This is a genomic window from Dictyobacter formicarum (genome assembly GCF_016587435.1).
This window is the reverse complement of the sequence record NZ_BNJJ01000014.1, coordinates 138,141-161,054: the sequence shown is the minus strand read 5'-3', so window position 1 is coordinate 161,054 and position 22,914 is coordinate 138,141. Positions and strand designations below refer to the sequence as shown.

The following is a 22,914-nucleotide window of genomic DNA, read 5'->3' as shown; positions in this document are numbered from 1 at the left end:
AAAAATGATTGGAGGCGTCAACGCCTCCAAGCCAGCACATTTTGAGCGGCAGATAGGCATCGCTTTTTAAGCGAGGAAGAAGAAAAAAATGCAGAAGAAAAAGAAGACATTTAGTACGATGGAAATCGTACTGGTCGGAGTCCTGGTTGGCTCACTCGTACTCTCATTCCTGCAAGCGCGCCAGGAAGAAAACAAAAAATAGGCACAAATAGACAATTAAAAGGGCTTGATTTGACATCAAGCCCTTTTAATTGTCTCGCATCCCCTTTTTAAGTTCGCGCACGAAGCCGATGGCCCCTTCTTTCCAGGTCATGCGCGGCTGCTGTTTCCTGTGCCTGGCCTGTTCACGCTGCTGCAGAATAAAGTTGAGCAAAACATCACGTTTCATAGTTTCCAGACGCTGAATATCATAAGCCATGCGCCGGGTAGGGTCGCTGAGAACGGCATACGCTTCATTGATCAGTTTAATGTACCGATCCTCGGCATTGCGATTGATATCAGGATGATACAAGCGCGCCAGGCGCCGATATGACTGCTTGATATCTTCAAGTCGCGCCGTAGAAGGCACTTCAAGGATGGCGTAATAGTCTGGTAGAGCCATAATTTAGTCCCCCGTGCTTCCGAAGCCTCCCCTGGCACTCCCAACCTGTTCCACTTCATTCCAAGCAAAGCGTCCAACCGGAATAAAAATACCTTGCGCGATACGCTCACCGCGCAACACGGTTACTGGCTCATCCCGAAAGTTGTAAACCGATACCAGCAGTTCGTCGCTTTCACCGCAATAATCCTGGTCGATTACACCCACGCCATTGGGCATCAATAACCCTTTGCGACGGGCGGTGCTGCTACGCATAGTTAACAGCAACATATATCCGGGAGGGGTCTGCACAATCAGATTACTAGGGATCAGTGCCAGTGAACGTGGCGCGACCTCAGTAGTTTCCCGGCTGAGCAGATCAAAGCCTACCGATCCTGCCGTTGCATAGGTGGGCAACGGCAATTCTGTATCAACTCGTTTAATATTAACCTCTAGAGGTTGTGCAGAGTCATCCATATAAGTTATTCTAGAGAATAGATGGTATCTCGTCAAGAGAGTTTTTTTCAACTGGCCACCTGCGGTAGCCAATTGAGGGGGGAGAGACGTAGGTTCGTGCCTTGCGCCCGATTTGTCCCGTCGACGCAAAGCGTTCCCATAAGTTTAACCCTTATGGTCAATTTATTCGTAATATGGATATGCAAACACGTATAGTGCCAAAACAATCAATGCAACGACGCTTTATCATTATTAGCTTCTTTCTGATTTTATCATTAGGGGCGACTGTCATTGCGACAAATGCGACCATTGATGCAGTGCAGAATGTTCATCAGCATCAGATAATGGCGCATGAGGGTGATGTGCATCTCATTCGTCAGTGGATGACAATTCCTTATGTGGCTCATGTTTATCGAGTACCAGATAGCATACTGTATTCAGCCTTGAAGTTGAAAAATGATACAGTTACACGCCATAGCACTTTGCAGACCATTGCTCTCCAACGCAAACAGTCCCCTGATGTCATCATTCATACACTCCAGGTGACTATTCTAAAGTACCGCAAATCGCACCCCTTTAAACCATATCCAACACCAGCGGTGCACGGAGGGGGGAGCATAACTATTTAATGAATACTTTACTGCCATTAATTCTTAGCTGGCTGCAGTTGTATGGCTATCCAGTTTTGTGGATTTGTGTATGCGTGGCTGCTGTGGGAGCCCCTTTACCCATCGGGCTTTTGTTGTTGGCGACCGGCGCCTTTGCTGCATTGGGAGATTTTAATCTTTTTCTGCTATTTATTATCGCTTTGAGTGCCTCGGTCTGTGGCGATAGCATCGGATATTTTATTGGCCGTAAAGTAGGCACGCGCGTCATTGCCTGGTTGACCCGGCAAAAACGCTTTCGCTTCATCTCACCGAAAGTAATCAACCGCTCTCAGGAATATTTTCAGAGCCGGGGCGGCTGGGCCGTCTTCTTGAGCCGCTGCCTGGCGCCAGCCCTGGGAGGAACCATCAATATTCTGGCCGGCGCTGAACGCTACCCTTACCGCAAATTTTTGCTGGCCGACGCCACAGGCGAAGCCCTCGGCATCATTCCACCCCTGATTCTCGGCTTTGCCTTTGGCGCCAGTTGGGAAGCGGTGGGCAATTTGCTCACCACGATTTCAATCCTGACATTATTATTACTCATTGCAATCTATCTGATCGTCTTACTGATACGTACCCTGAGAAAAATGAAACCGGGGCAAGCACAAACTACGATAGAAGAAACAGGAGAGTCAGCAACTTCCCACAAGAAGGCGCAGGACTCAAAATTTCGTTATAAACAGTCAGGCAAGGAAAAAAATCCGAAAACCACTCTATTTCTTGCCACTTTAAGGCGTGTTCAAACGTATAAAAGTACAGATGGATTACACACGGGTTACAGTTTTCCCAAGGAAACTACGTCAAATCCACGCCGTAGGGACTAGAATGAAAGGGTGACTTGCGTTATAATTGAGGTAAGGACGTAGTTCCTTGTGCTGATTGACAACAATATTGTCATTATTGTTTGACAACCCGATTGACAAAGCCGGCAACATTGCACGCGCTGTTATTCAAATATCGGGGGAACGTCATTATGTCAATGAGTCTAGGAATATTTTCCAAACCGGCGATGTTTCTACTAGTAGAGACTGATTGCATGTCATTGATTTTCCTCCCACTCGGCTCGGACAGAATGGTCCGATGAAGGGCTCAAATTCCCTGAGTGTAGGACCAGACTGACGACGAACAGATATCTTGCTGCTTAGGATATACTACTTTTCATGGAGGGCGCACAATGATAGACACCAAGCGTGCCATGACGGGAACAACGCTTACCTTAAATAAATCACATACCACAGATCTTGACAAGCCGTTCGATATTGTGGAACAGCTTCTTTCAAAAGATCTTGACTATACATCGGAAGATGATGGGGAGGCTGGTACAGAGAAGGATGACCACGAGTTGGAAGATAATATGGGTGGCATTGATACCGGTGCGCTCGATATCGAGACAGGTCCATTGGATTTAGAAGAGGATCTTTCCGATTCCGATATCCATGAGGAGCCGCATACCGCAGAACTTGACAATGACGCGCTTATTCATCTTCCTTCCATCCATGCGGGTGAAGAGCAACAGGCTCGTCGCCCCGCGCCGCGCCGCCGCCGCTCTGAAGATCAAGATGAGAACCAGGTGAATAGCGCTGACGCAGGCGAATCTGACGCGGTGATGACCTACTTGCGTGAGATTGGCCGCGTTCCTATGATTACCCACGAACGCGAAATCGAATTAGCCAAACGGATTGAGGCTGGTGATCGCGATGCGATGAAGCAGTTCATTCTGGCAAACCTTCGTCTGGTGGTAAGTATCGCCAAACGCTATGTGGGCCGTGGTTTGACCTTGCTAGACCTGATTCAAGAAGGCAATATCGGTCTTATTCGCGCCGTGCAGCGCTATGATTGGCGGCGTGGACATCGTTTCTCGACCCATGCAACCTGGTGGATTCGACAGGCCATCAGTCGTGCCGTGGCCGATAAGGGGCGCACCATTCGCCTCCCGGTATATGTCAATACGGCATTAAATAGAATTCGCCGTGAACGCCAGAGGCTGCTACAGGAACTTGGTCGCGAACCAACAGAGATGGAGCTGGCCGAGGCTACGGGGCTAGATCCAATTCGCATGGTTGAATTACAGTCAGCTCCCGGCGCTCCTGTTTCTCTTGAGCTGCCCGTTGGCGAAGACGAAGAGCAGGAGCTGGGCGATGTGCTGGCGGATACCGAATCCGCCTCACCCGAAGAACTGGCAACCACACAGACATTAAAGGACGAAGTGCAGCGAGTGCTGGAATCGGTGCTCACACCACGCGAGCAACTGGTATTGCAGTTGCGCTTTGGCCTGGGCAATGGGCAGGCTCATCCACTAGAACAAGTTGGTCGTGAGCTAGGTATCACGCGCGAACGTGTGCGTCAGATCGAGGCCGGTGCTCTGGCTAAACTGCGCCAACCACCAGTGCTTGAGCGTCTACGCGGCTAGCTTTAAAAGCAACATAACATACCAAAAAACATGTGCGAAGTCCTCCGGGAGGGTGCATCTTATTAAGACGCTTCCTCCCGGAGGACTTCGTGCTGCCCGTAAAATTTCCTTTCTCCTCTGCGTTTATACATTGAGCATTATCACAGTGACCTTCTGATAGACCCGACTGTACTAAAAATAGTCCTTTGGTCTATTTTCATTTTGGAGATCAGCGGTTATGCTAGGTGTGACAGCGACCAAGAAACTATACTTCAATATTCTGATCTAAAGAGGGGAAAGAATACTGGTATGGATGGTAAAACGTGCCCGAAGGAGTGCGAAAAAAACACTTCGCGGATCCATTGGACGGCGTATCTCAGCATTAGCCTATGCTTGATCGCAGGTATCTGCTTTTCACTGGATACCTATTTGTCGTCCATACTAGGATTACTACCACTTGGCTTTGTGCATCTCTCGGTTTATCTTTTTCTGATCTGTCCTTTGCCGGCCTTAATTCTAGGTATTGTGGGGCGTTATCGGGCCCGCAAACCCCTGTGGAAGGAAGGAAGACTGCTGGCAACTCTGAGCCTGGTAATTGGCAGCGTGCTCCTGATAATGGAAATCGCGATTGTCGTAACCGAGCTTCCCTGATCAACCAACGAGCAGAACAGGAAAAAGCGCCCACAAGGGGCGCACCTACGTTTTCGGGTGGCTTATTTGCGCTGTCCCAGGTCGCGTGCTACATGGATCACACCCTTGACCTTCTCCAGTTTCACGAAGAGGCGATGCATCTGATCCAGGTCAGCAATCTCTAGCGTGGCCATAATAACGACCGTCTGATGGTTAGCACTGACGCTGGAGTTAATAGACATCAAGTTAGCCCCGGAATCAGAGACCACGGTAGCCACGTCACGAATCATGCCTGTACGGTCATGGGCGGTAATCACGATCGGCGCATGATAAGGCTGCTGGCTCATACCAGACCAGTTGACGTGAATCAGACGCTCACGGTCCTGTTCGCCCAGACGCGCAATGTTGCGGCAGTCAGAGCGATGCACAATCACGCCTTTGCCGCGACTGATAAAGCCCACGATGTTATCGTCGGGCAGAGGATAGCAACAATTCGCCAGCCGGGTAAGTAATCCACTGACGCCAGCCACCTCTAGCTGGGCGGTCGCCGTTTGCTTGGCTGAGACCGAAGGCAAGGATAAGGTATCATCGCTCTCCTTCGACTCTTTCGTATCCTTATTTTCGCGCTGCCAGTATTCGAGCAACTTGACAACAACCGCGCGGGGTCGGAGATCATCAGAGCCGATGGCCGCCAATAGATCCTCAAAAGAATCAGCGTTCATGCTGTTGCAGACCCAATTTTCGGCATCCTCAGTGATAGCATCCGCTCCCCGAGAACCGGCGGCCTTCAGTTCACGCTCAAGCCGTTCTTCACCAATTTGAATATTGATCGGGCGCTCATTCAATTTGAGGTAGCGGCGAATCTTATTGCGGGCCGCCGCCGTACGCGCAAAGTGCAACCAATCGCGCGTTGGATGGGCACTGCGGCTGGTCACGATATCCACAATCTCGCCATTTTTCAGCTCGTAATCCAGCGAAACCATACGTGAGATGAGCCGATCACCGCTGCCATCTCCTCCATCAGAAGCAATAATGCGCGCCCCCGCACAGTGGTCGCCCACTTTTGAATGGACGCGGTAAGCAAAATCCAACGGCGTCGAACCAACAGGTAGATCTTTCACTTCCCCTCTGGGGGTCAGGACAAAGATCTGCTCCTGGAAAATATCATCCTTGACCGCTTCCACGAATTCGGTGTCGCTGGTGTTGGCAGTACGCAGGTCTTGCTGCCATTCGGTCAACTGTCGCAGCCAGGTCAGCAATTCTTTCGCCGAAGCCGAAGCATTGTCGCCGACATCCTTATAATGCCAGTGCATAGCCACACCATACTCGGCCGTTTCATGCATATCATGAGTCCGGATCTGGATCTCAACCAGCTGGTCATCCAGGCAAAAAACGGTCGTGTGCAGGGCGCTATAGCCATTGGGCTTAGGGTTGGCAATAAAGTCTTTGATGCGCCCCTCTTTGGGTCGCCACAGGCTGTGCACATGTCCCAGCGCCACATAGCAGTCCGTGGTCGTATCGACCAGGATACGGAAAGCCAGCAGATCATGAATCTGGCTGAGATCGGCCGCCGCCTTGAGATGTTCTAGATCCTCAAAGTCACCGGCAGTGCGAGCGATCTTCTTATAAAAGCTATAGGCATGTTTGACGCGCCCAGAGATATCAGCTTTGACGCCGATCGAGGCCATCTCGGCCCGCAGCCACTCGCACACCCGATCCACATAAGAGCGCCATTGTTTGGTTTCTATATCTAACAGATTGCGCACCCAGAGATAGCGATCAGGCTCTAGAATCTGGAAAGCCAGGTCTTGCAGCTCGCTCTCCACCAGCGACATACCCAGGCGACCGGCCAGGGGAGCATAAATCTCGCGCGACTCCTCCGCCAGCGTCATCAGTTCCTGCGCATCGCCCTCGTAGGATGGCTCACACATCATACGCATCGCATGCAGTCGATATGCCAATTTGAGTAACACCACCCGTGGATCATCCGCCATTGCCACGAACATTTTGCGCACAGTCTCAGCCTGCTGGCGCCTCATCGCTTCACGTACACGAGGCTTCTTATTCTCTAACGAGGAAGAGATGATATCATCATCACGCTCGCCATAGGATTTTTTTGAAGAAGAGAGCTGAGGATTTTGAATCGCCAGCATGGCGCCTGTCGCAACATTCTGCTTTTTACGTTCCAGGATATTCAGGCGCAGCATGCTCTCAACCACGCGGGCCGTAGCCGCTCCCAAAGTATACTCGACCTGGTCGTGGATCAATAATTCAGCATCGACAGCCTCATATACCAGTCCGGCAGCGATTCCAATGGCATCCACATGCATCATCTGTGCCATGATAGTCGTTACCGCCAATGCCTGCTCCAAAGGTGGGATTGGACGTGCGCTCGTACCAGGAATGTCCTCGCAGGCCTCTAACGTCAGTTGAAAGGCTTTCACTACGAGGTCAACTTCGGCTGGCGCCATATACCGGCTGATCAGCGCAAGCAGTTGCTTCATAGCAGGTGGATAAGGAGGCTCAACAAATTGTTGTTCTACAGACCTATCTATCATAATTCATCTATGGCCATCTGACATATCCAGTGCAGGATTGTCGAATATCATTTACTCCGTAGTATTCAAATTGATTCACGATACATTCATGACTCTATACAATTTTAAACCTACAACAGTATACGTGCCAACAGGTTACTCGTTGGATTTTGGCTCATGCTTCTCACAACAAGGCACAGGCACTGCGTCGGCGCAGCACGTGAACGCTCAATATATATTGTCGCACATTTATAGCAGATGCCACTTACAGTGAGGGTGAGGATGATACACCCTGAAACAGGGGCTGGAGCACCTGCCCTCACGCCAAGTGCTCGCATTGGCGGGAGCCTTATTTTCCTATTGCTCGCTCAACGCTGACCACTGTTTTTACCTGTCGCAAACGCCGCAGGATGCGCTCCATCTGATCTACTAATTCACCCTCACCGGGATAAATCTCCAGGGTCGCGGTAATCACAGCTCTTTGGGATGCAGGGGTGGTGGTCGAGGTTACCGACGCCATATTAATCCCGGCATCTGCCACGACAGCGGCGACATCGCGCAATAATCCGGAGCGATCATGGGCTACCAGTGAGATAGTCACCAGGTAACTGATAGGATGAATCTGTCGCCAGTTGACCTCAACCAGATTAGAGAGTGGCTCTTGATTGCGCCGCAACAGATCACAGTCGGTCCGGTGCACGACCACACCTTGATCCGGGGTCAACTGACCAATAATAGGATCGCCTGGAATAGGACAACAAAAGCGATCCAGTTGAATCAATAGCGTGCCCTCGCCATCTTTCTGCAAATACAGGCCTCCCTCGCCTTCAGAGGTAGCAGAGGCCACGCATTGCGGCAACCGGGGTTGCAACAGGTTCAGGACTTGCTCGACCAGTAGATCTTCACGCCCTAACGCCACATAGATATCTTCAATGGTAGCGTATTTCTTGAAGGTTGTGCTGGCCGTTGGTTCTTCTGTGCAAAAGCGGCGCAACAGTCCTTCGACCTGCTCATCCACACCGGCCTGGTAACCAATGGTTTTCAGGGCGAAGTCCAGGCGCTCATGGCCCAGTTGCAAGTTGATCTCGCGCTCATATGTCTTGAGATAGCGGCGGATCTTATTGCGAGCCGCGGCGGTACGCGCGAACGATAGCCAGTCGCGCGTCGGGTGGACGGTGCGATTGACCATAATCTCGACGATCTCGCCACCCTTTAATTCGTAGTCTAGAGGCACCAGGCGCGTCACCAGGCGACCACTATCATCAGTATTCGTGATGATACGCGCTCCGGCACAATGATCACCAATATCCGTATGAATACGATAGGCCATATCCAGGGGCGTCGAGCCACGCGGAAGATCCTTGACCTCGCCCTGCGGCGTAAAGACAAAAATCTGCTCCTGGAAGATATCACCCTTCACCGCCTCCACAAACTCATCGGCACTCTGTGGTAGCGCTCGCTGCCATTCCCGCAACTGCTCAATCCATGTCACCATCTCACGATAGGAGAGACGCCAGCTGCCTGGAGTGCTTTCGTTAGTATGCTCACCGCCACGCTCTTTATCTTTATCCATATTGCCCATGCGCTCGCGCAAGAACCAGTAGCTGGCAATCCCATAATCAGCGGTTCGCTGCATATCATAGGTGCGAATTTGAATTTCAGCCAGGTGATTGTCCAGACAGAATACGGTCGTGTGAAGCGACTGGTAACCATTCAGCTTAGGAGTGGCGATAAAATCTTTAATGCGGCCATCCTTTGGTCGCCAGAGAGCGTGAATATGGCCCAGTGCGAGGTAACATTCATAATCAGAGTCGACCAGAATGCGGAACGAGATCAGATCGTGGATCTGGCTCAGTTCATTACCATTCAACTGAGAGGGCACATCTTCCAGCTTGCGATTAATGCTGGCCAGGTGCTTCTGCCAGGCCATTACATCGGCCCGAATACCGGCTCGCCCCATCTCTGCGCGCAAAATGCGGCAGACTTCATCGACAAATGGCTGGCGGCGCTTGACCTCTTCCTCGACCTGCCTGGCCAGCTGAACATACTTCTCAGGTTCCAGATAACCAAAAGCCAGATCTTCCAGATCGGCCTGTACGATGGACATACCCAGGCGTCGAGCCAGGGGAGCATAGATCTCGCTCGTCTCGCGCGACGTGTTTTGCTGCTGTGCTGGCGACATCGCACTGAGTGTCCGCATATTGTGCAAGCGATCGGCCAGCTTCACCACCACGACACGGGGATCCTCGGCCATCGCCAGCAGCATCTTACGCACCGTCTCGGTACGGATGCGCCGCTTATCTACCAGAGAAGGTGGAGCAGCATCTTTTGCCTCCACCGAAGGTTTGGCAGGTTTATTGCCAGCCAGGGTGTCAAACTTCGTCACCCCATCCACTATATTGGCCACAGCCGGCCCAAACTGTTCACTTAGATCCTCAAGTGAGTATTCAGTATCTTCAACTACATCATGGAGGAGTGCAGACACGATACCATCTGCATCAATACGCATTCCAGCAAGCAGTAGGGCTACCTCCAGTGGATGTTGAATGTAGGGTTCGCCAGAGCGGCGCACAGCCCCCTTATGCGCGCGATTTGCTAAATCGTAGGCGCGCTGAATTTTCTCCATATCCTCTGGAGTAAGGTAGTGTTTTGTTTCATCTAATAAGTCTTGAATTGTCATCCGAGAGGGCGCTACTTTCGTTCCCCAGGTTGTCGTTGTCCTCACCATGGGCATGATCGCCTGAGTATCCCTGGATTTGCCAGACTCATCAGCAACTTTGTCGAAATTGGTAGCCATTCTCTAAATACCTGCTACTACATGCTGTACCATCTGCCCATATCTGCCTGGATAGTTGGTAGCTTTTTACTAATAAAGTGTCCCCATCAATAGAGCTGTCCTCTATATGGAAACACTTACACCTGGGCGAAACTGATGTTACTTCTCTATTATAAGGAGCAATGAGCGACTGTCAAGCAGGTACAATGTCACTTATGCTGGAGAAGGAGTAAAAAGAAGGCACTCAGGCAGGAAAACAAGGCTATAAATTCACCTTTTACGGGCCTTTGCGGCATTTTTATCTTCAATCACCACAAACGGTACATATACTTTATCGTTTTGTAGTTAATTATACCACATAGGGATGAATCGCTGCGGGGATGCTAAAAGTCAGGGGAAACAAAAGAGAAAGGCCAAGCCAAGAACACACCTTGACTAAGCCTCTTTGTTTTTGGGAAAAGTTCAGTAAACTGGCGCCTATTGCTTACCAGCGGAAATCCTCAGAAATAGAGCACTTCACACTGAGATAGAAATGTGAGCGCAGCACGCAACCAACGTAAAGTTAGTCGCGAGCAACACGGACCTTGTCGTAGCAAGGGCTGCAATAGACCGGGCGATCATTCTTTGGTAAGAATGGCACCTGTGTTTCGGTACCGCACTCGGCGCAAATTACTGTGTGCATTTCACGGGGAGCACGCTCGCGGCTACCTGAACCACCGGCTGCCTGACGGCGAGCCGAGCGGCAAGAAGGACAGCGACCAGGCTGATTCATCAGACCCTTTTGCTGGTAGAACTCTTGTTCTCCGGCGGTGAACACGAAATCTGTTCCGCACTCACGGCACTTTAAGGTTTTGTCAACGAAGTTCAACTAGGGACCTCCTGTGTGATATGTTGGTTATCCTCCGGGTCCATATCCTAGCAGTTGTCACCAGTCATTTGTCCCCCTACCAGCGTGGGATTCTATAACCCTGGACGAGCACTGTATGCGAGACCGAGATTGGATACCGATTGAAAGCATACACTATTGTTTCGAGATTTGCAAGTGTTTTTGTGATAAATTATCGTTATGGTACATATTTTTATATAGCTTTTATATGCAAATGAATTTGGTGATTTACATATGATGATTATAGTTAGCTTTCACAAACAGATTCTCAATCTTGCGTAAATACGATTATACTCATCCTTTCCTGCGGGATTGTATTTTTTTACATGATAAAAGATTTATCTTTCAGAGGCAATACTTCGGCGCCGCTTAACGGTGCCACCAGGGAGAGGGAAGAGCAGCGTAAGAGCTAACCGCTTGCACAACTATTGACGTTCATGAGAAAATAAGGAAAAAATCGGGCACCATTTAAACTCAATTTGTGCTCGCTGTTACCAACCCACTTTTGAGAAATGCATGTCATCATTCAACTTTACAATTGAGGCTGAATGTCCGGAAACATGGGCACGCGCCGGAACCATTCAGACCCCACACGGGACGATTCAAACTCCTATTTTTATGCCTGTAGGGACACAGGCAACCGTTAAAAGCGTTGCCCCAGAAGAGCTGCACGCAGCTGGCGCCCAGATTATCCTCGCCAATACTTATCATTTGATGCTACGACCCGGCTCCGCCCTGATTGATTCTTTTGGTGGTCTGCATTCTTTTATGCAGTGGCATGGCCCTATTCTGACCGATAGCGGTGGTTTCCAGGTCTGGAGCCTGGGTCACTTACGCAAATTGAATGAGGATGGGGTAGTGTTCAAGTCGCATATCGATGGCTCGCTGCATACATTAACCCCCGAGCGTGTGATGCAAATTGAGGCTGAGCTGGGATCGGATATTATCCTACCGCTCGATATCTGCGCTCCCTATCCGTGCAGTCCTGAGGAGGCCAGAAAAGCGATGGAGTGGACCCATCGCTGGGAAGAACGTGCCCTGGTGGAGAAGGAGAAACTACGACCCGAACAGACGCTATTTGGGATTGTGCAGGGTGCCTTTGAGCCTGAGCTGCGGGCGCAAAGCGCACAGGTGATTGGAAATATGCCTTTCCCAGGCCTCTCAATCGGTGGACTATCTGTGGGCGAGCCAAAGGAAGAGATGTGGGGGATGCTGAAGCATGTGACCCCTAATTTGCCGCGCAATAAGCCACGCCACCTGCTGGGTGTCGGCTCACCGGAGGATCTGGTGATCGGAGTGGGACTGGGCATGGACATGTTTGACTGCGTGCTGCCAACACGTGTGGCTCGCCACGGTGGCCTCTTTACCCGCGATGGCCGTGTCAGCATTAAGGGCGCGCGCTTCCGTACCGCCAGGGGTCCAATTGAAGAGGGCTGCGACTGCTACACCTGTCAGCATTATAGTGCAGCTTATGTCAATCACCTGGCTCGAGCCGAGGAACAATTATATTTTCGCCTGGGCAGTATTCACAATATTCGCTTTATGCTACGCCTGGCTGGCCAGCTACGGCAGTCAATTATTGATGGAACCTATCCAGCCTTCCGCGAAGATTTTATGGCTCGCTATGTACCCGCTTCAGAGAAAGTACGCGAAGCGCAACGCGAAAAATGGAAAGAAGCTCGCGACAAACGCGCATAAATAAATTAACTCAGACAAAGAGCAATTTTCTATGCATTTATTATGCATTTATAAGGAATCTAATTTATGCAGAAAACTCCATATCGTTTTGTGAGTACAGGTATTCAGGATGCCGCTTTAAATATGGCGATCGATGAAGCAATCCTGCTTCACCATCTTCGAGGAGATGTACCTCCGACGCTGCGCGTCTTTCGCTGGAACCAACCATCGATCTCGCTGGGACGATTTCAGAGTATCGAGCGCGAAATCGAGCAGCCGTATTGTGAGGAGCAGGGGGTAATCCTGGTACGGCGCCCTACTGGCGGGCGTGCGGTCTATCACCGCGACGAATTTACTTATAGCATCGTCATCGGCAAACGCGATGGGGTGCCTTCGGGGGTGGTCGCGGCCTACGCCTATCTCTCGCGGGGATTGTTGGCCGCCTTACGCCTGCTGGGTGTGCAGGCTGAGATCAGCGATGAGCGCGTCAATAAACATCCTTCGGCAGCCTGCTTTGCTTCATCTACCCAGGCCGATCTCACCAGCGGCGGCTTTAAACTGGTAGGCAGCGCCCAGGTCTGGAAAGAGGAGGCGCTGCTCCAACAGGGCTCGCTACCATTGGATGATCGCTCGGCCGAATTCTTTAGCATGCTGCGCTATCCCGATGCTCAGGCACGTGAGAAAGCATTGCAGTCTTATCGCGAAAAGACAACACCCCTGCACACTTTCGCGCCCCAGGCCAGCTGGGACGACGTGGCGCAGGCGTTCCGCCAGGGCTTCAGTACTTTTTTACAGCACGAGATGCTCGAAGAAGAGCTCAGCGCTTCAGAATGGGAGCTGGCTCGTCAACTGGTGGAGGAGAAATATAGTAAGCTCAACTGGCGCAAAGAGCGCATCTCGTTGTCGTAACCTGATAGGTAACAACTACGTAGATAATAACAGCCAAAGGTATGGGTAGCCCGCGGCCATCGTGTTGTAGCGCGCAATCGGCATACAGCGCCGCGCCCGCGCTCACAGCTATAAAAAAAAGTTCGCCCCACAGAAACTGATACATTGCACGTAAATGGTATGTGATGTACAATGAGCAAACATACACGTAGTTATGTTTTTTAACTTTTTGAGTGGGTGTATACAGCCATCTTCATCTATCTCTAGAAAAGCACAACATAGCAACGGGGAAACACTACCTCACCAGCACTGGAACACCGGTCATGGACTTGCATTTGCTAATTGTCCATCCATCGAGAACAGTCATTTAGTAAGGAGTATCTGGGCGTGAGTATATCTATCGAGATGGCCCGCAAAGTTCTGGAGGCTTGCAAGCAGCGAGCAAGAGAGCTGCGTAGTCCAGTCAGCATCGCAATCGTCGATGCAGGGGGGCACCTCGTCTTATTTGAGCGCATGATGGCACCATATGGTTTTGCGACTGGTGATATCAGTATCGCCAAAGCCCATACGGCGGTGATGTTTAATCAATCTACCGACGATGTGGCCCAATGGGGGGCCGCGATTCCAGGTTTTGCCTCTAGCCTGGCCAGCATGACCAGTGGCAAGTTTATCATGGCAGCGGGCGGCTGGCCTCTGCGCGTCAATGGTATTACAATCGGTGGTGTTGGTGTCAGTGGTGGAAATGCCCCCGGAAGAGATGATGAAATCGCACGAGCCGGCCTCGGTATCATGGAGTCCATGGCACCTCCAGTGAAAGTGGCTCCAGCAAATATGCCACAGCCACAGCCACTCTATGTTAATCCATCAGAACCCACAGCCCCATACTCGCAGCCGCTTTACTCACAGGCAGCGCCATATCCCCGGGATAATAGCAACAATGGAGCCCCAGTCGCTGGCTCAGCACTTGCCAGGGATAGAGATAACAACTCCAGCTATAATCAATCTCGGGAAAAGTCCGTGGACCAGCCTTCAGCCACCACGCGCGAGTATGATGCTTATCAATCATTCCGTAATAATTCAGCTAACCCACCAGAGGTGGACCATCCAGGAGACCAAGCATGAGTCAAGATTACAATACTGTTGCTAAGAGACCCCGTCGCAGCCGTGTGCCACGCAATCGACCAGTCCTCGTTACCGGTAGCGAGACTCAGGAAGAGACGCTCGCCCCTACTACCGAAGATCTGACATTGGACACGGCTCCAGCTGCGGAGGAGGTGACCAGCGAGCCTGTAGCAACTTCCAGGCGTCTACCACGTCTCCCTAAATTTTTCTCCAAAGTTGAGCAGAGCGAAGAGGATGGTCCTGCCAACAAAAATGATGTGGTTGAAGCACGCATGGCCCGCGCTAAGAAGAGCATGAATACCAAAACCGCCATTACCAAGGCGGAAGAGGCTGCGGAGGCAAAGGAGAAACCAGCCGCCGCCAAAGCCCGGCCGGCGACACGCCCCTCCCTGTTCAAGCCACGCCACTTCATTGGTATGGTCATCTACCTGATTGGTGCCAACGCCCTGCTGCCTTTAGAGCACACATTCTCGGTCAATATGCATATCGAGAGGGTCATCTTCACGCTTCCCATTGGGAACCTGCCATTAACAACGTCCTTCTTGATCAATATTCTGACCCTGATCATCCTCTTGTACGCTCTGGTGGCCTTTGACCTGCTGCCAAATGGTAAGCAATTCGCCGCCAGCCAGGCGCAAACCAGCAAAACCAGAAGCGGCGCCAGCTCACAGGGTCCTCGGACCCCCAAGGTCGCGCCTCCCACGATGCGCCAGGGTGTCAAAGGTGAGCACGATGATCTCTACCAGGCCTATCGCACCAACCAGCGCAAAAAACGATAAAAAAACGATAAACGTAGGTGCGCCCCTCGAGGGCGCACCTACGTGTTTATTTATCGAGCCAGCGGGCTTGAATGGCTTGGTCACCAAGGCCGGAGGCGACAATAATCTGTGGGTCACCGGGTACAATGTCCAGCATGTTGTCGCTCCATTTAACCGTAGCACCAGCCTCCAACCAGACTCCTTTGGCTGGTCGCCTGGCGCTGACCCGAATGTGCTGGTCATCGAGCCGTTCGACGCTCAACTGGGGATCTGGCAGAGTCAGGTATTTATAGGGCTCGGACCATAATGTGGCGCGAGCCACAACCACACCGTCCCGCCACAGGCGCGCTTGCAAGACCTCTTGATCGTTCTGAGGCTGCTGGATCACATCCAGCTCTCTGGAACGATTGCCGGCCAGGGTCACAGTGCGGCGATGCTCGGAAAGTACTTCGCCCCCCAGATTAACCGTCCGCAGCTCCAGCTCAATCTGCACCTCAGCAGTATCACCGTTGACGGCCCAGATAGCGACACTATCAGGGGATTGGCGGCTCAGGCCAACTGCCAGCGGCGCCAGTTCACGAGCAATGGTATAGTAGGCAGGCTTGATGCGCAACTGGTAGTCGACCAGCGCCCAACTCATCACCGGATAACAGTCGTTCAATTGCCATACCAGAGCGCCGGCCGTATATTCGCAGCCCGGACCCTGCCAGCGGCGGCGCCAGCCTCGAATGGCAGCGCTAAGGGCCTCGGATTGCACCAACTGGGTCGCATAAATCTGGCCCTCCAGGTCGGCGGGCACGCGTACATTGTTCACCAGGTACGGCGCCATCAGCCCGGGACCGCCATCCGCTTTGTTGTGGTAGTCCAGTGTGCGACTCTGAGGGTAGAGTTCTTCAGGCGGAGCAAATTCCTGAATGGTTTCCAGGACAGGAAAAGCCTGCATGCCAAACTCGCTGACAAAGCGACCGGCCAGCCTGGGATAATCCTGATAGGGTAATCCTCCATGCCAAACGCTCCAGACATGGACATCTCCGATGGTTGGGTCAGATGAGCGAACGCCACCGTAGGGACTACCGGGCCAGTAAGGACGGGTCGCATCCAATTCAGCGCAGACCGCTGGCAACAATTGTTCATAGAGTGCCCGAGCCGGAAAAGCTGTCTGTTCAAAATGCTCGGTAATCTGCGGATCTGACACTCCCTTGCTCTCAGCTATCGCATAGTCTTCATTGTTGGCGCACCAGATGACGATGCTGGGATGGTGGCGCAGTCGGCACACAGCGGCCTCGGCTTCGGCCCGTATGCTCTGCTGGAACTCTGTATGGGCTGGATAGAGTCCACAGGCAAACATGAAATCCTGCCAGACCATCAGGCCGAGTTCATCGCATAGTTCATAGAAGGCGGGATCTTCATAAATACCTCCACCCCACACTCTCAGCATGTTCTGGTTGCCATCAACCGCTAGTTGCAGCCATTGGCGATAGCGGTCCCGACTGATACGTGGAGTAAAAGAGTCAGCGGGAATCCAGTTGGAACCACCACAGAAGATAGGGGTGTTGTTGATTTCAAAATAGAAGCTGCTACCAGGCTCATCCTGCAATGCTTGCTGTACCAGGCGCAGGCGGCGCAGACCCAGGCGCAATTCATGGCGATCCTCCTCACCTTGCGTGCCGTGCAGAGTGGTCACCAGGCGGTACAGCGGTTGTTTGCCATGAGTGTGAGGCCACCAGAGCTCTGGCTGGCTTATTTCCAGCTGCGTCTCCACTACTTGCTCGCCCTGCAGAGCCAGGGTTCTTTCCACCACCAACTCACCGGAGGGAGCATACAGAGCCACATGCACTTCCTGCGCACTGTCCGCTGCCAATTCCTCAACCTGTATCCTCACCGGCAACAACGCGCTGGCTAGATCCTCAGCCACTTCATAAGGACAGTGCACATTAGCCAGGCGCGCATTATATGCCTCCAGGCGCACCGCACGCCATAAACCAGCCGTCATGAAGACCGGACCCCAATCCCAGCCATAGTGGTATTGGGCCTTGCGTACATAGAGACGACTGGAATCGCCGTTCCAGAGCGGCAATTTACCATATTGCGCTTCAAGTTGCTGGCCCCGTAACAAAGCCGATTCAAAGACTATATGCAAGTCATTCGAACCGACCCGTAATAGAGACTTTACGGAGACGCGCTGCGGCACAAACATATTATCGCTTGTCAATATTTGCACACCATTAAGCCAGACCGTTGCATAGGTGTCCAGGCCATCAAAGCATAAAGCCAATTCTGCCTCTGCCAGCTCTTCAGCCGTTATCTCAAAGGTACTGCGATAGAGCCAATCCCGCTCACCAATCCATTGTAGTTGCTGCTCGTTTAAAGCATAGAATGGTTCAGGAATCTGTCCTGCCGCCAATAAATCCAGGTGTACGACACCCGGTACGTTGGCAGGCAACCAGCTTTCCGTTGTCGCAAAATCAGCGGTCAGGTCGACTTCGGGAACTCGTTGTTTCAATTGCCAATTCTTTGTAAGATCTTTGTATTCCACTGCTCCTGCTTTCCTTTTAGCGCCATTGCCTGAATATCCATGCTGCACAGCATAACAGGAATAAAGCGCCTCCGCAATGTTCACTTACTGTGCATTCTTGCCATGAAATAGCCAAACTGTACGCTTCCCCCTTGACATGAAGATATAAACCTCCGTATAATCAATACAGGGACTGAAGCAAGCAAACTCATTGTAACCAGTCCTGCTTAAAGTAAACAGAAGCGGAAACAATCATATGCTCAGCCAGCAAATCAAATTTGTACAATCCAGCTTTTATTACTGGTTTAGCCCTCCAGCATGATGGTGGGCCCTTTGGGCTGAGCAAAAATAAACCACCAGCATGCTGGGGAAGCAGAGGAAAAATCCTCTGCTTTTTTGTTTCCAAAAAACTGTCCAGTTTTTTTCGGTTGATGAAAGGGTTCAGGAGATGATTATTACTATCCGCAAAGAAACAAGCGGTGAATCCAGGGCACAGTTAATGGCGCTGTTGTGTAGGATCACCGGCAGTAAACGTCCGATTACGTCGACGCACATGCGCGAACGAGAGGTCATTGCCATTGACTCAGCGTTAATCGATGCACAGGCGCAAACAACACTTCAAGCCCAGAGCGCAGTTGAACAGATCCACTCTCTCAAGACCCCCTACCAGCTAGTCAGTCGAGCCTTCCAGACAGAAGATACCAGCATTACCATCGGTGCTACCAACGATTGTACCCCCATCACTATAGGCGGAGCTTCAGCACAACCAGTCATTATGGCTGGACCATGCGCCGTCGAGAATAGGGAGCAACTCATTACAACCGCACAAGCAGTCAAGCGTGCAGGTGCACAAGTTTTACGCGGAGGAGCCTTCAAGCCGCGTACATCACCATACCAGTTCCAGGGCCTGGGGGTAGAAGGTTTGCACCTGCTGGCCGAAGCCCGTACTCTAACCGGACTGCCAGTTATCACTGAGGTTATGGAGCCAGGTATGGTGGAAACAGTTGCTCAATACGCGGATATATTACAGATCGGCGCCCGCAATGTCCAGAATTTCCCGCTCTTGTCGGCGGTAGGCCGCCATAGCAAACAGTTGCCAGTGCTCTTGAAACGAGGCCTCGCCTCTACTATCGATGAATGGTTACTCGCTGCCGAATACATCATCGCCTCAGGCAATCCAAATGTGATCCTGTGCGAACGTGGTATTCGTAGCTATGATCCCCAGACCCGCAATGTCCTCGACTTATCCTGCGTACCCTTGATCCATCAGTTGACACACCTACCCATCATTGTAGATCCCAGTCATTCTACCGGTCGCCGCGAACTCGTGCCCATTATGTCTCGTGCCAGCATAGCGGCCGAAGCACAAGGGCTTATCATTGAAGTTCATCCTGATCCTGATACCGCACTCTGCGATGGTAAACAATCAATCACGCCGGATCAGCTAGAAAAAATTGTTCGCGAAACGGCCTTGCTCGCCCATATGATGCGAGAGGAGGTCTCTGTCGCTTGAACATAAAGTCTCGCCAATAGCTAAGAGAGCCTACCCTGCTATCGACGCTTGATCCAGTGTTATGATATACTCTTTGTACGTAGAAAGAGTATTTAATTAGATGGGTGGGAATAGACCAAAGGCTTTGAGGAGACACTATGCCAACACGAATTATTATTGCTGATGACGAAGCCATTCAGCGCATGGATTTAAAGGATGTGCTAACCAAACAAGGCTATCTAGTCATTGGAGAAGCTGGCGATGGCCAGAGCGCGGTTAACCTGGCTCGTGAGCTGCGACCGGATCTGGTCATCATGGACATACGTATGCCCGACATGGACGGCATTGCCGCCGCCGAAACTCTCACACAGGAAAAGATTGCACCAGTGTTGTTGCTCACTGCCTTCGGAGACCAACAGTTGGTTGAACGTGCTAAAGAGGCGGGGGTGGTAAACTACATTGTGAAACCACTGCGTGAAAGTGAGGTTGCTCCGGCAATTGAAGTCACGCTGGCACGCTATAGTGAATATCGCGCTATTGAGGACGAAAATCGGACGCTCTCCGAGAAACTGGAGACCCGTAAGGTTGTCGAGCGTGCGAAAGGGCTCTTGATGGAAAAGCAGGGTCTCTCGGAACAGGAAGCATTCCGCAAGATCCAGAAGGCCAGCATGAACAATCGTAAGTCCATGCGTGAGGTAGCGGAAGCTATCTTGCTAACAAACGAAATGTAAAGCAGGATAAGAGGATGTGGCAATGCGGCTACATCCTTCTTTTGTCATATTGTACGATCGGATGAGCTGCTGCACAGCAGGCAGCCTATCTGACTGCTGAAAAAGCTAGCAAGAAATAAAGAGTCGATGTCACTGGCAACGAGTAGTACAAGTACAGATAAAAGCGTTATTGTCGTTGGTATTCGCTTTCGTCCCGCTGGTAGAATCTACCATTTTGATCCCCTGGGACAAACGTTTTCAACGGGCCAGTACGTCATTGTAGAAACAGTGCGCGGTGTAGAGGCAGGCCGTGTAGTGATCGCCTCAAAAAAGATGGCCGAAGTCGATCTAAGCGATACACTGAAGCCCGTTCTACATCTGGCGACCGAAGACGAACTGCGAATGATGCTCTCATACAAGAGTAAAGAGAAAGACGCATTGGTTCGTTGTCATGAGCGTGTGGTTTACCATAAGCTTCCGATGAAGCTGGTGGAGGCCGAATATACCTTTGACGGCAGCCGCCTGACTTTCTATTTTACCGCGGATGAGCGTGTAGATTTTCGCGCCCTGGTACGAGATCTGGCCGCTACTTTCCGTACACGTATCGAGTTACGCCAGATCGGCGCGCGCGACCAGGCTAAATTACAGGGTGGCGTTGGGCCATGTGGCAAAACCCTCTGTTGTAGTTCATGGATCACTGACTTTGGCATTGTCTCTATTAAGATGGCCAAAGAGCAGGGACTCCCCCTCAATCCCTCAAAAATCTCTGGCGTCTGTGGGCGCTTGATGTGCTGCCTCTCTTATGAGAATGACAACTATATTCAAGCCAAGCAGCAGATGCCGCAAATCGGTACCTTCCTCGATACTCCCGGAGGTCGTGGCAAGGTCGTGTCGATCAATGTTCCACAAAATTCTGTTGAAGTTATGTTAGAGAGTGGCGTCACGATCCATGTCCCTGTCAGTGAACACAAGGAGAAGAAGTCGGCAGGCGGCTGTGGTAGCGGGGGCGCATGTTGTAGCTCGAAAGGCGGCGGTAGTTGTGGTAGCGGCGGCTGTGGTAGTGGGGGCTGTGGCAGCGGCGGTTGTGGCAGCGGCGGTTGTTGCTCCACAAAGGGGGCCGCTGGGGGTTGTGGTTCATGTGGCCTCAGGAAGAAGCCGTAATTCAACGACTATCTGGTTGCAGAGATGAGAGGAAGGTGTGTGCTTACATGTCGTCGGATAGGAAGGATCCCGGGGATTCCTGGCAAGATTCCCCTGGCTTGACTTCGAACTGGCCTCAACAGCAACAAGAAGAGCAGTTTCCAGTCGTTGATGGGGAACTGATCGGTGCCCGGGGCGAACCGCTAGAAGATGATGGAGAGGCGCTCCAGCCAGGTGGGACGCGCCGTCAATATGCGGGTCGGCGGGCAAAAGCTACACCAGCAGAGCTGGCGTCCTCATTTTTTGAGTCATTCAATCATGTTAACCAGTACGTTACGCTGATCCTGTTGCCGCTTGTGTTCTGCGGCCTGGCCTGCCTCCTCGTTCTACCGCAGGTAGCCTCGGGACATGCCGTTCTGGCACCCGCGGGCTTCTGGCCAATCCTGATTGTACTGCTAGCGATCACTATCGTACAGGCAGTGATGGTCTATTACGCGGGTTCAGATAACGGCATGTGGACACTGGGTACGGCGGGAGGCCTCTGTCTCTTCTTGCTGGCCACTTGCTTTGCGCTCTATGGATTGCTGCCCGGCTTGCTGGTACTGGTAGCACTAATAGCGCTGGGGATCACCCTGGCCCGACGCTGTGTGCACCCGGTGCCCGAAGGTTTTGTAGACATCGTCTATAGCTTCAAAAAGTATACACGCACCCTCTACCCTGGCTTTAATATCCTTTTGCTCTGGGAAGAGATTACCCAACAACTCAATGTCGAAGAGATCCAATGGATGTGCCCGGCCCAGATCGTCCAGATTTCACGCGATGAGGATGTGATGTTGCGGGGCGTCATTTCTTATCAATTGTTGCCAGAGGATGCCTACCTGGCGGTTACTCAGGTCCGAAACTGGGAAGAGAGTCTGCGCGCACGTTTTCAAACGATGCTCCAAACCATTACTACCGTTTTCCAGCCAGAAGATTTGCTGGTCTGGCCGGATGGCAGAAGCGGTCATATGGAACAACCTGGTGATGATGATTTTGTGGGTGGCTTTGAGCGTCGTGAGCAGATCAATGATTATCTGCTCCAATTGATGCGCGAAAAAGTGGCCTTATGGGGCGTGCAAATTAATTGGGTCAGTATCAGGGATATTGAAATTGCTCCGCATGGTGCCATTAAGATTGAGCCGGTACAGCCTGTGCTTACGTCTCGACCAGCGACAGTGCCGGCAGCAACGCCAGGATCGGCCACGGAAAAAACGGCTCCGGAGATGCCTGTGCCACGAACCAGCGCTCAGCAGGGCCAGCCCGTCGAAGCCCCGGCTCGTCCCCATCACCTCGAAGAGGGGACACCAGCGCCCCCTTCCTATGACCTGACTGAAGATGTGCTTGTCCATGCCTACAAAGATGTGCAAGATGGGCGTATTACAGATCCCGAGACTATTCGTGGCATCGCCGCTAAATTCTACGAAGTTGCGCAAGATCCTGAGGCCAGCCAGAAAGTGCATTTTGATGCTGCCCAGGCCGCGCGTAACCTCTATGAAGAAGCAAAAAAACATGAGCAACGCTATCCAGGCAAAACATATCACGACGCGACGCAACCCAACTGGGTCATGCAGCATCCCAAAGATAAAAATTTGATGACCGGCGGCTAAGCCGGGATAACAAGCAAGAAGGAAGGCTCAGGTCGCCAACTGGCGACCTGAGCCTTCCTTCTTGCTTG

General features: G+C 51.7%; 18 protein-coding genes. 12 read left to right on the top strand and 6 right to left on the bottom strand.

The annotated features are described in order from the left end of the window. Positions 1–247 precede the first annotated feature (247 nt). Positions 248–601 (bottom strand): DnaJ domain-containing protein, encoded by a 354-nt coding sequence (locus tag JMI88_RS40390; protein ID WP_201364477.1) that lies wholly within the window; start codon positions 599–601, stop codon positions 248–250. Between the two features lie 3 nt (positions 602–604). Further along, positions 605–1,054 (bottom strand): dUTP diphosphatase, encoded by a 450-nt coding sequence (gene dut, locus JMI88_RS23875; RefSeq protein WP_236023028.1) that lies wholly within the window; start codon positions 1,052–1,054, stop codon positions 605–607. Between the two features lie 179 nt (positions 1,055–1,233). Here dut and JMI88_RS23870 point away from each other — a divergent pair, with 179 nt between their 5' ends. The 4 genes from JMI88_RS23870 (at position 1,234) to JMI88_RS23855 (ending at position 4,720) form a co-directional block, all read left to right on the top strand. Beyond that, positions 1,234–1,662: a hypothetical protein gene (locus tag JMI88_RS23870; RefSeq protein ID WP_201364475.1), complete on the top strand. Its 429-nt coding sequence runs from the start codon at positions 1,234–1,236 to the stop codon at positions 1,660–1,662. Then, entirely contained in the window at positions 1,662–2,504 is an 843-nt protein-coding gene (locus tag JMI88_RS23865; RefSeq protein ID WP_201364474.1) for a DedA family protein, read from the top strand. Before JMI88_RS23870 ends, JMI88_RS23865 begins: the two co-directional genes overlap by 1 nt. Before the next feature lie 350 nt (positions 2,505–2,854). Next, positions 2,855–4,090: a sigma-70 family RNA polymerase sigma factor gene (locus tag JMI88_RS23860; protein ID WP_201364473.1), complete on the top strand. Its 1,236-nt coding sequence runs from the start codon at positions 2,855–2,857 to the stop codon at positions 4,088–4,090. A 288-nt stretch (positions 4,091–4,378) separates the two neighbouring features. Beyond that, positions 4,379–4,720: a hypothetical protein gene (locus JMI88_RS23855; RefSeq protein ID WP_201364472.1), complete on the top strand. Its 342-nt coding sequence runs from the start codon at positions 4,379–4,381 to the stop codon at positions 4,718–4,720. 62 nt (positions 4,721–4,782) lie between these two features. Here JMI88_RS23855 and JMI88_RS23850 read toward each other — a convergent pair whose 3' ends face one another. From JMI88_RS23850 to JMI88_RS23840, 3 genes are all read right to left on the bottom strand, one after another. Further along, the gene (locus tag JMI88_RS23850) at positions 4,783–7,257 is read right to left on the bottom strand and encodes a RelA/SpoT family protein (protein WP_201364471.1); all 2,475 of its coding nucleotides are present in this window, start codon (positions 7,255–7,257) and stop codon (positions 4,783–4,785) included. Between the two features lie 328 nt (positions 7,258–7,585). Then, a complete protein-coding gene (locus JMI88_RS23845; RefSeq protein ID WP_201364470.1) occupies positions 7,586–10,033 on the bottom strand; it encodes a RelA/SpoT family protein in 2,448 nt (815 codons plus the stop codon). Positions 10,034–10,574: 541 nt separating this feature from the next. Beyond that, positions 10,575–10,880 (bottom strand): zinc-ribbon domain containing protein, encoded by a 306-nt coding sequence (locus tag JMI88_RS23840; RefSeq protein WP_201364469.1) that lies wholly within the window; start codon positions 10,878–10,880, stop codon positions 10,575–10,577. Between the two features lie 534 nt (positions 10,881–11,414). Between JMI88_RS23840 and tgt the strand changes: the two genes are divergently transcribed. The 4 genes from tgt (at position 11,415) to JMI88_RS23820 (ending at position 15,364) form a co-directional block, all read left to right on the top strand. Then, on the top strand, positions 11,415–12,596 hold the full coding sequence (gene tgt / locus JMI88_RS23835) for a tRNA guanosine(34) transglycosylase Tgt (RefSeq protein WP_201364468.1): 1,182 nt from the start codon (positions 11,415–11,417) through the stop codon (positions 12,594–12,596). Between the two features lie 66 nt (positions 12,597–12,662). Beyond that, entirely contained in the window at positions 12,663–13,484 is an 822-nt protein-coding gene (locus tag JMI88_RS23830; RefSeq protein ID WP_201364467.1) for a lipoate--protein ligase family protein, read from the top strand. Between the two features lie 366 nt (positions 13,485–13,850). Then, entirely contained in the window at positions 13,851–14,585 is a 735-nt protein-coding gene (locus tag JMI88_RS23825) for a GlcG/HbpS family heme-binding protein (RefSeq protein ID WP_201364466.1), read from the top strand. Beyond that, positions 14,582–15,364: a hypothetical protein gene (locus JMI88_RS23820; protein ID WP_201364465.1), complete on the top strand. Its 783-nt coding sequence runs from the start codon at positions 14,582–14,584 to the stop codon at positions 15,362–15,364. The genes JMI88_RS23825 and JMI88_RS23820 overlap by 4 nt, the downstream gene beginning before the upstream one ends. Positions 15,365–15,410: 46 nt before the next feature. Here the strand turns inward: JMI88_RS23820 and JMI88_RS23815 are convergent, their stop codons facing one another. Next, a complete protein-coding gene (locus JMI88_RS23815; RefSeq protein ID WP_236023027.1) occupies positions 15,411–17,846 on the bottom strand; it encodes a glycoside hydrolase family 2 protein in 2,436 nt (811 codons plus the stop codon). A 460-nt stretch (positions 17,847–18,306) separates the two neighbouring features. Here JMI88_RS23815 and aroF point away from each other — a divergent pair, with 460 nt between their 5' ends. The 4 genes from aroF to JMI88_RS23795 all read left to right on the top strand — a co-directional run bounded on the left by aroF (position 18,307) and on the right by JMI88_RS23795 (position 22,846). Then, the gene (gene aroF, locus JMI88_RS23810) at positions 18,307–19,371 is read left to right on the top strand and encodes a 3-deoxy-7-phosphoheptulonate synthase (RefSeq protein WP_201364464.1); all 1,065 of its coding nucleotides are present in this window, start codon (positions 18,307–18,309) and stop codon (positions 19,369–19,371) included. Positions 19,372–19,508: 137 nt separating this feature from the next. After that, positions 19,509–20,081, top strand: a complete 573-nt coding sequence (locus JMI88_RS23805) for an ANTAR domain-containing response regulator (RefSeq protein ID WP_126595593.1) — start codon at positions 19,509–19,511, stop codon at positions 20,079–20,081. A gap of 126 nt (positions 20,082–20,207) precedes the next feature. Next, on the top strand, positions 20,208–21,221 hold the full coding sequence (locus JMI88_RS23800; protein WP_201364463.1) for a PSP1 domain-containing protein: 1,014 nt from the start codon (positions 20,208–20,210) through the stop codon (positions 21,219–21,221). Positions 21,222–21,268: 47 nt separating this feature from the next. Further along, positions 21,269–22,846 carry an SPFH domain-containing protein gene (locus JMI88_RS23795; RefSeq protein ID WP_201364462.1) on the top strand — a complete coding sequence of 526 codons (1,578 nt, stop codon included), beginning with the start codon at positions 21,269–21,271 and terminating at the stop codon, positions 22,844–22,846. Positions 22,847–22,914 lie beyond the last annotated feature (68 nt).

Coding starts and splice junctions, on each gene's coding strand:
- JMI88_RS40390 (WP_201364477.1), bottom strand. CDS start 601: ATGGCTCTACCAGACTATTACGCCATCCTTGAAGTGCCTTCTACGGCG.
- dut (WP_236023028.1), bottom strand. CDS start 1,054: ATGGATGACTCTGCACAACCTCTAGAGGTTAATATTAAACGAGTTGAT.
- JMI88_RS23870 (WP_201364475.1), top strand. CDS start 1,234: ATGCAAACACGTATAGTGCCAAAACAATCAATGCAACGACGCTTTATC.
- JMI88_RS23865 (WP_201364474.1), top strand. CDS start 1,662: ATGAATACTTTACTGCCATTAATTCTTAGCTGGCTGCAGTTGTATGGC.
- JMI88_RS23860 (WP_201364473.1), top strand. CDS start 2,855: ATGATAGACACCAAGCGTGCCATGACGGGAACAACGCTTACCTTAAAT.
- JMI88_RS23855 (WP_201364472.1), top strand. CDS start 4,379: ATGGATGGTAAAACGTGCCCGAAGGAGTGCGAAAAAAACACTTCGCGG.
- JMI88_RS23850 (WP_201364471.1), bottom strand. CDS start 7,257: ATGATAGATAGGTCTGTAGAACAACAATTTGTTGAGCCTCCTTATCCA.
- JMI88_RS23845 (WP_201364470.1), bottom strand. CDS start 10,033: ATGGCTACCAATTTCGACAAAGTTGCTGATGAGTCTGGCAAATCCAGG.
- tgt (WP_201364468.1), top strand. CDS start 11,415: ATGTCATCATTCAACTTTACAATTGAGGCTGAATGTCCGGAAACATGG.
- JMI88_RS23830 (WP_201364467.1), top strand. CDS start 12,663: ATGCAGAAAACTCCATATCGTTTTGTGAGTACAGGTATTCAGGATGCC.
- JMI88_RS23820 (WP_201364465.1), top strand. CDS start 14,582: ATGAGTCAAGATTACAATACTGTTGCTAAGAGACCCCGTCGCAGCCGT.
- aroF (WP_201364464.1), top strand. CDS start 18,307: ATGATTATTACTATCCGCAAAGAAACAAGCGGTGAATCCAGGGCACAG.
- JMI88_RS23805 (WP_126595593.1), top strand. CDS start 19,509: ATGCCAACACGAATTATTATTGCTGATGACGAAGCCATTCAGCGCATG.
- JMI88_RS23800 (WP_201364463.1), top strand. CDS start 20,208: ATGTCACTGGCAACGAGTAGTACAAGTACAGATAAAAGCGTTATTGTC.
- JMI88_RS23795 (WP_201364462.1), top strand. CDS start 21,269: ATGTCGTCGGATAGGAAGGATCCCGGGGATTCCTGGCAAGATTCCCCT.